The organism is Peteryoungia rhizophila, assembly GCF_004912145.1.
Taxonomy (GTDB): Bacteria; Pseudomonadota; Alphaproteobacteria; order Rhizobiales; family Rhizobiaceae; genus Allorhizobium; species Allorhizobium rhizophilum.
In genome coordinates, this window is sequence record NZ_STGT01000004.1 from 548,425 (window position 1) to 560,444 (window position 12,020).

Annotated in this window: 12 protein-coding genes; all 12 read left to right on the top strand. The window is 59.3% G+C overall.

Features of this window, described 5'->3' with window-relative positions; translation table 11 throughout:
• Positions 1-99 precede the first annotated feature (99 nt).
• The 12 genes from E9677_RS18720 to E9677_RS18775 all read left to right on the top strand — a co-directional run bounded on the left by E9677_RS18720 (position 100) and on the right by E9677_RS18775 (position 11,970).
• Complete coding sequence (locus E9677_RS18720) at positions 100-1,122, top strand: LacI family DNA-binding transcriptional regulator (protein WP_136559538.1); 1,023 nt, start codon at positions 100-102, stop codon at positions 1,120-1,122.
• Positions 1,123-1,441: 319 nt separating this feature from the next.
• Positions 1,442-2,593 carry an extracellular solute-binding protein gene (locus E9677_RS18725; RefSeq protein WP_136559539.1) on the top strand — a complete coding sequence of 384 codons (1,152 nt, stop codon included), beginning with the start codon at positions 1,442-1,444 and terminating at the stop codon, positions 2,591-2,593.
• Positions 2,594-2,616: 23 nt separating this feature from the next.
• The gene (locus E9677_RS18730; RefSeq protein ID WP_136559540.1) at positions 2,617-3,468 is read left to right on the top strand and encodes an ABC transporter permease; all 852 of its coding nucleotides are present in this window, start codon (positions 2,617-2,619) and stop codon (positions 3,466-3,468) included.
• A gap of 5 nt (positions 3,469-3,473) precedes the next feature.
• On the top strand, positions 3,474-4,298 hold the full coding sequence (locus E9677_RS18735) for an ABC transporter permease (RefSeq protein WP_408014747.1): 825 nt from the start codon (positions 3,474-3,476) through the stop codon (positions 4,296-4,298).
• Positions 4,299-4,323: 25 nt separating this feature from the next.
• Entirely contained in the window at positions 4,324-5,370 is a 1,047-nt protein-coding gene (locus tag E9677_RS18740) for an ABC transporter ATP-binding protein (protein WP_136559542.1), read from the top strand.
• Complete coding sequence (locus E9677_RS18745; RefSeq protein WP_136559543.1) at positions 5,360-6,208, top strand: glycerophosphodiester phosphodiesterase; 849 nt, start codon at positions 5,360-5,362, stop codon at positions 6,206-6,208. Before E9677_RS18740 ends, E9677_RS18745 begins: the two co-directional genes overlap by 11 nt.
• Entirely contained in the window at positions 6,208-7,017 is an 810-nt protein-coding gene (locus tag E9677_RS18750) for an inositol monophosphatase family protein (protein ID WP_136559544.1), read from the top strand. The genes E9677_RS18745 and E9677_RS18750 overlap by 1 nt, the downstream gene beginning before the upstream one ends.
• 342 nt (positions 7,018-7,359) lie before the next feature.
• Complete coding sequence (locus E9677_RS18755) at positions 7,360-8,076, top strand: hypothetical protein (protein WP_136559545.1); 717 nt, start codon at positions 7,360-7,362, stop codon at positions 8,074-8,076.
• 73 nt (positions 8,077-8,149) lie between these two features.
• Positions 8,150-8,989: a hypothetical protein gene (locus E9677_RS18760; RefSeq protein WP_136559546.1), complete on the top strand. Its 840-nt coding sequence runs from the start codon at positions 8,150-8,152 to the stop codon at positions 8,987-8,989.
• A gap of 191 nt (positions 8,990-9,180) precedes the next feature.
• Positions 9,181-9,852, top strand: coding sequence for a helix-turn-helix domain-containing protein (locus tag E9677_RS18765; RefSeq protein WP_168801272.1), 672 nt, complete (start codon positions 9,181-9,183; stop codon positions 9,850-9,852).
• A gap of 501 nt (positions 9,853-10,353) precedes the next feature.
• Complete coding sequence (locus E9677_RS18770; RefSeq protein ID WP_136559548.1) at positions 10,354-10,869, top strand: RNA polymerase sigma factor; 516 nt, start codon at positions 10,354-10,356, stop codon at positions 10,867-10,869.
• A 165-nt stretch (positions 10,870-11,034) separates the two neighbouring features.
• Positions 11,035-11,970, top strand: coding sequence for a FecR family protein (locus tag E9677_RS18775; protein WP_268960317.1), 936 nt, complete (start codon positions 11,035-11,037; stop codon positions 11,968-11,970).
• Positions 11,971-12,020: the final 50 nt, after the last annotated feature.

The following is a 12,020-nucleotide window of genomic DNA, read 5'->3' on the forward strand; positions in this document are numbered from 1 at the left end:
ACATGAAGACCAATCAGCCACAGTCGCTCGACCAGGATGAGGTCGGCCCCTGCCGACCGCATGCTCACGGATCATACTCTCCTTTTCCGGCAGCGTGTCATGCGCCGGAATAACTCGCCCCTCTTTGTCAGCGCCAAGGCGGTCGCCGAGCGGGCGGGTGTGTCCCGCTCCGCCGTGTCGCGCACCTTCACCGATGGCGCGAGTGTATCAGAGGAGACGCGGCGCAAGGTGATCGAGGCGGCTGAAGCGCTCGGCTACCATGTCAACCATCTCGCCCGGCAGTTGCGCGAGCGCAGCAATATCGTCTGCCTCATTGTTTCGGATCTCACAACGCCCGTGAGGGCTGCGATGGTAGATCACCTCACCCGCAAACTTCAGGCGGCCGGGAAGATCACCGTGGTCCTGAACACGGAAAGCGATGAGGCAAGCGTCAATCACGCCCTCAAACTGACCCTTCACTACCGTGCCGACGCCACGGTCGTTCTCTCCGGAACGCCCTCGATTGCGCTGGTGAAGACAGCCCTCAGCAACGGACAGCAGGTCGTCCTGATCAATCGTGATGACCGTCTGGAAGGATGCGACATCGTCGGCCTCGACAATGCGACTGCCGCGAGGGAAGCGCTCTTCCTGCTACGCCGAGCGGGGTGTAGGCGGGTCGGGCTCCTGACATCTGCGGCGCGCACGCCAAGCCTGGTCGAACGCGAACAGCATTTCCTGGCGGCTGCCTCCACCGAGGGGCTTTCCGTCGTCACGCTTGAGGCTGAGGCAACCAGCTACGGCGCCGGCCTGCAATCCGCCAAAAGGGCCTTTGCGAGATCCGATCCTCCCGACGGTGTCTTTTGCGTGACGGATCTGCTGGCTCTTGGCTTCATGGACGGCGCGCGCCATGAATTCGGACTTTGCATCCCTAAGGACCTCTGCGTCATCGGTTTCGACAATATAGAGCAGGCGTCCTGGGAGGCCTATCGTCTGACCACCTTCGAGCAGCCGCTCGAGAAGATCGCAAACCATGTCGTGTCGCTTCTGGTGGGCACGGACTTGTCCGTGCCGCAGGCAATGCGCAGCGCAGTCTTCGAACCGGTCGCGATCTGGAGACGCTCGGTTCGTCACCATCCGATCTGATCCCTCCACCCGCATAGATCCAGGCGCCCTGAACCATTCGAACGGACAATGCACGCATGTGCATTGCTTCAGTGTCATCAAAGCTTCGTCTAACGCCCCTAGTTAAGACTGCGCTGGGCGATCCGGATTGCACGCATGTGCAAGCGGATGGCGCCGTCCTTGCCGGTTGACAGTCAATGCCAGCTCGGCGGCCGTGTCCGAAGCAGTTTTCCGGGAGGCGTGATCTCTCCAGCCCTTCTCGTCCAGGGCCGGCGATCGGCCTTCGGGGGTTTTGACCGTGAGCCGACGTCTAAGGGCGCGGCAACCAAGGGAGAAGACGATGAAGCGTCGCGCATTCCTGATTTCCACCGCCGGCTCCGTTGCCGGCATGATGATCCTGCCGAAGCTGTCCTTAGCAGCCGAGGGCCAGATCGACTGGTACACCGGCTCCGATGCCAATGTACTCGATTTCTGGACCAACACCGTCAAGCCGGCTTTCGAAGCAGCGAATGCCGGCGTGAAGCTCAACCTCGTCGATGCTGGTGACAATGCCGGTGTCCAGGCGATTGCCGAGCGTGCCATCGCTGCGATGCAGACGAATACGGACCCGCAGGCTGATTATTTCGAGCACACGGATCCGCGTCTTCCCAACGGCGCGATCGAAGCCGGCCTCTACGTCAACATGAAGGAAGCTGGCCTGTCGAACTATGCGAAGGTCAATCCGCTCGCGATCGACAGCGACTTCTCACTCCCCTATCGCGGCAGCCAGGTCCTTCTGGCCTATGACACGACCAAACTCTCGGCTGCCGATGCGCCAAAGACCTGGGACGCTCTGGTCGCCTGGATCAAGGCGAACCCCGGTCAGTTCGTCTATAACCGTCCCGACAAGGGTGGTTCGGGCGGCAATTTCGTTCGTCGTGCGATCCACCAGGCAAACGGTCTCGACCCCAAGGCCTTCACGGTCGACAACTATACCGAAGCCTTCGGCAATGAGGCACTCGGCAAGGCCTGGGACCTGCTCAAGGATATCTCCCCGGCCCTTTACGACAATGGCGCCTATTCCTCCGGCAATACTCAGTCGATCCAGTTGCTTGCCCAGGGCGTGGTCACCATGACGCCTGTCTGGTCCGACCAGATCCTCCAGGCAATTGACCAGGGCGTGCTGCCGGAGACAACGGGTATCGTGCAGCTCCAGGATCTGGCTTTGTGCGGCAATTTCTCGCGTGCCGTGGTGCTGAGCAATGGCAGGAATCGTGATGCAGCGCTGAAGCTGGCCGACTTCATGCTGACTGAAGAAATCCAGGGTGCCATTCTGTCAGAGCTCGGCGGCTTCCCCGGCGTGAGCTGGGACCATGTTTCCGCCGATCTGCGCGAGAAGTTCGCCGACATCATTCCGAGCAGCATCCCGACCTTCCCGTCGGGTGCCTGGGAAGTTGCGATCAATGACGGATGGTACCGCAACGTGGCACCGACCATCGACCGGAAGTCGTGAGGACAGGCGTGACACTGTCTGGCATGTCAGCCAAGAAATCGGGCAGGGGGCTTATCGGCCTCCTGCTCGTCGCCTTGCCGGTTTCACTCGTCGGCTGGCTGGTGATCTGGCCGATCATCAGTGCCGTCCTGCGGACCGTGTGGCGAAGCACTCCCGAGGGCACAGTTGGCTTCGACCTGTCGAGTTACATATTTTTCTTTTCGGATGCCTATAGTCTCAACAATCTCAGCCTGACGCTCTGGACCACGGGCGTCTGCGCCCTGCTGCTGCTCATCGTGTCGCTGCCGATTGCACTTTATCTGCGGTTTGCCAGAGGCGGCATCGCGTCTTACGTGCAGGCGCTTGCAATCCTGCCGATCTTCGTGCCGTCGATCATCCTCGCCTATGCGCTGATCCGCGTCCTGGGCCCGAACGGCATGGTGGACCTTCTCCTGAATTTTGCCGACCTCCCCAAGCTGCGCACGCCCTATCTTACGCCCTGGGGCCCGGTCATTGGACTGGTCTGGGACAATATCCCACTGACGGTCCTCATTCTTCTTTCGGGTCTCGGATCGGTCGGCAATATGGCAATCGAGGCGGCGCGTGACGTCGGTGCAAGCCGAATTCAGGTGCTTTGGCACATCATCCTGCCACAGATCACCAATTCTATCCTGGTCGCGCTTTCCTTCGCAGTGCTCGGCATCTTCTCGGCCTTCACGCTGCCTTATCTGCTGGGACCTGCCTCGCCAGAGATGATGGGACCCTTCATGCAGCGCACCTTCCGGGACCTGAACGATCCCGTCAGTGCCATCACGCAGGCCGTCATCACCTTCGGCTTCTGCATTGTCTTCGGCCTGTTTTACGTGCGGTCGGTCGCCCGCAATCAGGGGAAATGAGGACCATGCGCGAACCCCTAGCCAAACCACGTCCGTTTGACAGCACCGGCATTCTGCTTGCCCTTGTGCTCACGATCGTGGTTGTTCTTCCGCTCCTGGTCGTCGGCGTCTGGGCCTTTACCGAGGTCTGGCGCTATCCCAATGTGCTTCCGCAACAATTCGGTCTGCGTTTTTGGGAGCAGACGCTGAACCGCTCGGATGTGTGGAATGCGCTTTGGCTCAGCCTCACACTTTCGGCCGTCGTCACACTGGCGTCTGCCATTATCTGCCTTCCGGCCGCCTACGCTTTTGCACGGATGCGGTTCCCGGGCCGGGACCTCCTGTTCTTCTCATTTCTTGCCGGGCATGCCTTCCCGAAGTTCGGGCTTCTTGTGGCAATCGCTGCCATCTTCCTGCAACTCGACCTCATCGGCACTTTCTGGGGCGTTGCCCTGATCCAGCTCGTCAACACGCTGATGTTCATGATCTGGATCCCGGTTGCGGCTTTCCAGGCGGTCGACCGGCGCATGGAAGAGGCCGCCCGCGATGTGGGCGCCGGCCCGTTTCGCGTCTTCTGGTCGATTACCCTGCCACAGGCAGCCCCCACGATCGCGGCGGCACTGCTCCTGACCTTCGTCGGCACCTTCTATGAAACGGAGGGCGCCTGGCTGATCGGCGCGCCGGGCATTCGCACCATGCCCGTTCTAATGATCAGCTTCATCAACAACCAGATGGTCATCCAGTTTGGTGCGGTCTTGTCCGTCATGCTCTGGGTCCCGTCCTCCATCGCCCTGATGTTCGCCCGGAGCGTCATCGGCGGCAACGCCTTCGCCAGGGGGTTCGGGGGATGAAGTGCAGCATTACAGGGTTCCGAACATGTCGAAACTGAGCATCCGCGGCGTCTCCAAGGTCTTTGCGGGCGGCACGACCGCCGTCGACAACGTCTCCCTCGACGTGGCGGATGGCGAGCTTGTCTGCCTGCTCGGTCCTTCAGGGTCGGGCAAATCGACATTGTTGCGCATGGTTGGCGGTTTCGAACAGCCTACATCGGGGACGATTGCAATCGATGGGCAGGACGTGACGCGTCTCCCGCCCGAGCAGCGACCGACGGGCATGGTGTTCCAGAGCCATGCGCTCTGGTCGCACATGAACGTCTTTGCCAATCTCGCTTTCGGTCTCAAGCTGCGCCGGCGTCCGGCATCGGAAATCCGCGACAGGGTCGAGGCCGTGCTCGAGCTTGTCGGCTTGAAGGGTTACGGCAGCCGCATGACCAACGAGCTTTCGGGTGGTCAGCAGCAGCGCGTGGCAGTGGCGCGTTCCCTGATCCTGGAGCCGAAGATCCTGTTACTCGATGAACCCTTCGCGAGCCTCGACCAGCATTTGCGCGAACGCCTGCGTGAAGAGGTGCGCGACATCCAACTTCGCCTGAAGATCACGACCTTGTTCGTCACCCACGGCCAGGACGAGGCGCTCTCGATGGCAGACCGGATCGTGGTCATGCGGAACGGTGGAACGGAACAGGCCGATAGGCCTGACGTCATCTACCGCGATCCGCAAACACCCTTCGTTGCCGGCTTCATCGGCACGATGAACTTCATCGAGGGCAGGGTGGAGAACGGCTGCTTCAAACATGCCGATGTGACCGTGGATCTGCCCGTGGACGATGGGCCGATTACGCTTGCCGTGCGACCCGAGGCACTCGACCTTGTCGGGCAGGGAACCGGTCAGGCGATAATTCACCGAGTGACGGACTTCGGAACGCATGGCCTCGTCGATCTGCACCTCTCCGATGGTACGCGGGTGAAATCCATGGTGCGCAGTCCGGAGCCCTTCAGCGCCGGCCAGACCGTTTCCCTCAGCCCGCGCGCCTTTGCCGCCTTCCGCGACAATGTCAAACTCTACCGGACGTCAGATGCACACTGATCCCATATTCATCGAGAGCGATGGCCACCGGACCCTGTTCAAGTGGCACCGAGCAAGACGAAAGGCGTCCGATCCCGAATTCACGCCGACCCGTATTCTCGAAGCCATGCGCCTTGGCGCCAGCGTCGAGGTCGATCTCGTCGTTCATGCCGATCAGGGCTTTGCCATCCTGCACGACCTCGAACTGGATTACGGAACGACCGGAACCGGCACTGTCGCAGCGGCGTCGGCGAACCACCTCCGACAGCTCTTCCTTCGGGCAAATGACGGGACGCCGATCGGCGACAGGGTAATGTTGCTCGAAGACCTTTGCGCGCTGTTGAAGACCAATCCCGCGCATCCCGATGCGCTTTTGCAGCTCGACTACAAGGAAGACCTTTCCCGTCTTTCGCCATCGGTTGTCGCCAATTTTGCGGCTGCCGTTTCGCCGGTGTCTCACACGATGATCCTGTCCGGCGGCGATATCGCGGCGGTAACACTGCTCGCGGCAGCGACGCTAGATCTGCAAACGGGCTACGACCCGACTTATGTCGGCATACTCGACGATCTGAAATCAGCTGAAGACTTCTCAAACTTCATCGCCGCGGCGCTGAAAAGAGCGCCGGACGCTGCGATGATCTATCTGGCCTATGAGCTCATCCTTGCGGCGGATGCTGCAGGCGTCGATCTCATCGCGGCCGCCCATGCCGACAAGCGCCGTGTCGATGCCTGGACGATCCGGTCGATCAACCCGACCACACTGCGCCAGGTGCGACGCCTTCTGGAATTGCGCGTCGACCAGATCACCACGGATGATCCCGAGGGGCTTGCCGTCCAAATGGCAAAAGGAACTGCTTGATGCTCATCGATCCCGCTACTGTACTCGCCGACATGATCGAGGCCGCGCGTCGCGCAGGCACGCTCACGCTTGCCCATTTTCACCGTCGCGAGAGCCTGGAAATCGGGATCAAGGGACCAGGCGATTTCGTCAGCATCGCCGACGAGGAGTCCGAGACGCTGATCCGTGATTACCTGCTGACACGCTATCCAGACTGGAGCCTGATCGGGGAAGAATTCCCGCCCGTCGAAGGTGTGGATGCGTCGTACCGCTTCCTGGTCGATCCCATCGACGGCACCACCAACTTTCTGAGCGGCCTCGACTACACGATCACGATTGCGCTGCGGAAGGCCGGCGAGACCATTTGCGGCCTTGTCTACAATCCGGTGACCGACGAGATGTTCACGGCACGGAAGGGTCATGGCGCCTATCTCAATGGAAGAAGGCTCACCATGCGAGACAGTGCGGATATCGGCCAGATGGTGGTGGGCACCGGTCTTCCGACCCCCAACCTGACGATGCATGCCGGTGCCTATGCAAGGCTCGACGCGATCCGCGCACCGATCGGTGCGGTCCGCGTTCTGGGAAGTGCTGCCAATTGCTGCGCCTTTGTCGCCTGCGGTCGCTTTACCGGCTATTTCGAGCAGACCGGTTTCGTGGATACGGCGGCCGGGATCCTGCTCGTCGAAGAGGCAGGTGGGATCGTGACGGACTGGTGGGGAAGGGGGCCGGAGTTTTTCGAGAAATCCGGATTGCTGATCGTGGCCAACCGCGGCACGCATGCTTTTCTCCTGGAGCACCTGTCTCGGATCCAGACCCCGGCCCAATGATCAGAACACAAGGGCTTAAGGAGAAGCGCCTATCGTCCGTCTGCGACGCGAAAATCATTTCCGCCTCAACGCATCAAACTTGCGGCCGGCACCCATGATTTGGAGAGGGTACACGCCTCACCTTACCATTCGCTGAAAGTATCTTGAAATCTCTGCAATGCTACGGGCTGGTGCAACCGTTCATTCATCTTGAATTGACCTCCGGCAGGCCTGCGAGCCGATATGGGGTTTTCCCCCTCGTTCCTTCTCCAAAACGGTAAGGTTTCAACCGCTTACTTCGTCTCAGGCGCGAACCCTACGTTTCCTAGCGCCTTGATTGTCGAACATGGATGGGCCGAACCGATGTCAACTGCCGCAGCAATCCTACCTGTATCCCAGGAATACGAAATCTCCACCACCTCTAATCCCGTTCACCTTCCCCCCAAGGAAGCTACACTGGTTTCCTTCAACGGGGTCAGATTGGAGGCCGAGCGCATCTCCGGAACGGTCGTCGGTTCCCGCATCAAGCAGCATGACCAGATCTACACGACCCATCACAACAGCTATGGTTATGACGGGGAAAGGCATGTCCACTCAACCGTGCAGAACAAACAGTGGGAAACCAGCGAAGTTCGGCTGAAACTCGATGGTGGGCGTGAAAAGCTGTTCCAATTGCCATTCGCCATCAGCGTGGGGGAAGGCGATCTGCTGAGCGTGATCAGCGTTTGCAACACGAAGAGCGGCAAGGCATTCACGGCTGCTGCTCAAAACCACAACATTGAGCAATGGTTTTCACTGGACCGCGACGGGTTGCAGAAGATGTGCGCCCAGCTTGGGGTTTTCAAGCTGACCGCGCTTTTGGGCAACAAGCCCGTGCTGTGTGTTTTCGCCGTCGTCATACTTTCCCTTTACGGGATTTTTGGTTCGTTGTTGTGGGCTGCAATTGGCGGCTTCTTTCTCGCCGCTTTGCTCTTGTTGGGCTTCCAGTATCTGGTCCTGCTCCCCTATGTGCTCGCAGTCTGGCCGAACACAAATCGTCAGCTGCGCGCATTCTTTGAAGATTTCTCCCCGTGGCCGTAATGCCGGGGCCGCATCGATTGAACCGCAGCCCTTAACATTCACCCTTTGCCACTTTCACTCCGGATCACCTCCAATGTCTCTGCTCGCGCCCATTATCCTACTCGCCTCTGGAATTCCGTCCCTGCCACCTGCGCCGATCGGTGATGAATTTCCCGCGAATAGTAAGGGTGTTGCCGCGATCATCTTCGAATTCTCCGACTATGGAGGCAGGACCGCGACGATGAGAGCGAAGGTCAACCAAGCATCGGTAGAAAGCTGGTGCGGGGCATGGTCGCCGAGCGATGCAACATGTGCGACGTCCCGTGAGATTGATGATCAGGTCTATGAAGCTCGCGCGAACTGCGAAACCGGTGACCTGTGGACCGAAGGCCGGCACTTCACCTTTGCCGGTCCCGAAACCGAGAACGAGCTCTTTTACGGCTACATTACCGTCAAAGACGCCGAGACGGGAAATCGCGTCGGGCTCTCGAATTCGGAGCGTGGACGGGAGTTTGCCGCCATGTGGCTCAAGCTTTGCCCGATGGGATGGCCCTACAAGGATGTGGCAATCGAGCCGACATTCGAGTCCGAGGATCGTTATGGTGAGTTCATGGGGCACAACGGCTCGACGATGTTTCATCATCAGAAACAGCACATCATCGTGTATGCGGACCCTAAACCGTCAATCGCGGGATCGATCAAACCCGACACTGTGCTCTTTCGTGGTTGGGCAGTTCCAAACGAAGGGATTTCTGGCATTGCCTACACATTCAAGAAGGGATGTGACCCGGCCCCATACCTTGTTACCGGATATGACAACGGCTCGTTCCAGCTCACCTTGAGGGGTCAGGCCCCTGTAAGAGAAGGTTGCAAGGTTGTCGGCTACAGCGACAAAGGCCCCAATGCGACACTGGTGTTCGATCGAGGGGAGTGAATGACGAGACCCGGTTTTGCTGGGCGGCATCTTGTATGACGGATGTCGAACCGCCGAATACGTTTTGCTATGCCAGACCTTGGTGTCTGCATGAACGGTCGAATGTAGCTATTGCCGACGTATAGCAATTGTTTCGTAACCATTTATGGTTGCATATGCGACTAGAAAAACCAGATTCTGGTGTCGCATCAATGAGCTCATTCAATAGCCTCTCTCAAGGTCTTATCGACGTCTGGCTTGCATCGGACGAAATGACAATGCCGGAAAGTCTCTACTCCGGCTTCATCGGCAGTCTATCGATCAAGATGGCTCTCTCCGTCGTCGGAACGGCGCACGGGGACCCTTATGATTGGACGTTTCAGCGCATCAAGGATTTTGGTTTCAAAAGTCATTTGCTGGGCCAGCTCAGGCTGCAGTTCCCGGACGCCACTCTTAGGGATCTAGATCGACGATTTGTCGATGAGGCGATCATTCCAGCCTATTCGCGTTGTCTGCAAGTCGGACGACCGACCCTCGAGCTTGTCAGAACAAAGCTTCTTGGTGTCCGGATCGGCTATGAGCGGCTGATACTTCCACAGAAGTGTGAAGGCAGGCCGAGCTGGTGCATCAGCTTGGTCGAAGGCCGTTTTTTCATTCCACCCTCGAAAGAGGCGAAGACCGACATGACGGATGAGAACATCATCCAGCTCTTGATCGAGGGACAGACAACCAGGGAAATCGCCGAGGTGCTTCACCTGTCGCCAAGAACGATCGAGCATCGCATCGACAAGCTGAAAGCCAGGTTCGAGGCCAAGAACCTTGTTCATCTTGTGGCAAAACTTGTCGCCACTCAGATTGGCCGTCGTGAAACGGAGAACCACTAGGTTTCGACTATTGGCGCGGTTGACGGCGGCACGCACTTTCAACGCTTTCAGAGACAGGCCGGGACGAGCTGAAGCGACGTCGCAAAGGATCGTCTAACGCCCTTTCTCGAGACTGCGCTGCCTATTGAACGCTCGCACGGTGGCCGTCTTCGAAGCAGGTTTTGAGAAGCTGTGGTCTCGCCAGCCCTATTTCAGCGGCGTGCCTTCGGGAGTTGACACTGAGCCGACGTCGGGTGACACGGCAACCAAGGAGCTGACCGTGAAGCGTCGCGCGACCGTCCAAGGCTCGAATGGCTCGCGACACAGCATGATGTGAGACCCGCAACTGCCATCACTCCTCAATCCGATGCCAGCTACTCTGGCGTCCGACATGCGGTCATGGACCTCTGCTTGGTAAGTATCTGGCCCTTGCGACATTCGCGGCTTGTGCAGTTGCCTGGACCAGGCTTGCAAGCTAAGTAAAGCTTACCAAAAGCATCAACATTTAACAGTCTTGGAAGCATGAGCGCCCAGACCCCGCGCCAGATCGCGTTTTTCCTGGAACATAGACCGGCCCTGGTGGACTACGCCACCCGGTTGCTGGGGTCCCGTGATCAGGCGGAGGATATCGTGCAGGACGCATTTCTGCGGCTGAAGTCCGGGGATAACAATGAATATGCGCCTCGGCAGGTTCTGTCCTATTTCTACAGCATCGTACGCAATCTCGCGCTCGACCAATTGAAGCGTCGCAATGTCGAGATGCGCGGTCGCGAGATCGATCCGCCGTTCTGGATCCTGCCGCTGGACCCAGGGACACCGGAAGAAGCGGTCTTGTATTCAGACCAGGCTCGCGTCGCCTTGCAAACACTGGACGCGTTGCCACATGACACACGTCGCGCGATCGAACTCTACCGGAGCGAGGGCTGGACATTGGAGGCAATTGCCAGCGAACTGAAGATTTCCGTGGCGACTGCCCACCGACTGATCCGCAGTGGCATGGTGAAGATCGCCCTGTCACTCGATCAAGCGAGCCAATGAAAAAATGCCGACAACCTTGAAAAATCCGAAGGCGCCGATCGTTTACACTAAAGCGGCAAAGACATGCCTGCAGGCCGTCACAGACCGTATCGAACAGGGAAGCGCCCACCAGTGACCATGCCGGAGCAAGCAGAAGATGAGCGAGCATTGCTTCTCGATGAGGCCATGGACTGGTTCATGCGCCTTAGAGACGCGCCGGCCGAACCGGAACTTTTCCGGCAATGGGAGGCATGGCTACAGACATCGGACGCCCATGCCGCGGCCTGGACGCGGATCTGTCGCAGCTGGGCGGCGCTCGGGGAACGTACGGCTTGCCCGCCTGCATCAACCAGAGCCGTTCACCGCGCGGGGATGCTGCCGCGCCGCGTGTCGCGACGCGGCTTGGGGTTGGCGACTGCCGCGCTCCTTTGCGCAGGACTGACCGCCGCCATCTTCGGGCCTTTTCTGCAGACCCGGCTCGAGGCAGACTTCCACACCGGTGCGGGCCAAACACAGGTGGTGATGCTGGCTGATGGATCGCGCGTGACGCTGGCGCCTCAAACGGCACTTGCCGAGGATTTCGACAGTCAGTCCCGTCAGGTCCGACTGCTGGCTGGTGAAGCCTTTTTCGAGGTCGAACGGGATGCGACCCGGCCCTTTGTCGTCGCAGCGCGTGACGCCTCGGTGCGCGTGCTCGGCACGGCCTTCGGGGTGCGTGACACCGGCCAAGGGACGCGGGTCGAACTGGCACACGGGGCCATAACGCTCACGCTAGGCCGCGCAACCGGCGGTCAGGAAATTGCCCTTGCACCCGGCGATGTCGTGACGGTCGACCGCCGCCTGGGCAGGGCGGAACGCAGCCAGGTCGACCCCGCCGAGATCGCGCTCTGGCGTGAAGGGAGCCTGTCGGTGACCAACCAGACATTCGGCGATGTGGTAAGCCTGATCCAGCGCCAGTCCCATGCCTGGATCGTCGTGGCCGATAGCACAATCTCATCGCTTCGGGTAACCGGTCTCTACGATCTTCACGATCCCGACAAGGCGCTCGATGCGCTAGCAGCGCCCTTCGATTTGAAGGTCAGGACCCTCTCCCCCTATCTGCGCGTGATTTCAAAGGACTGACTTTATATCGATATATCAGACACTTGATTGTCATCTCGCGAACTGATCGC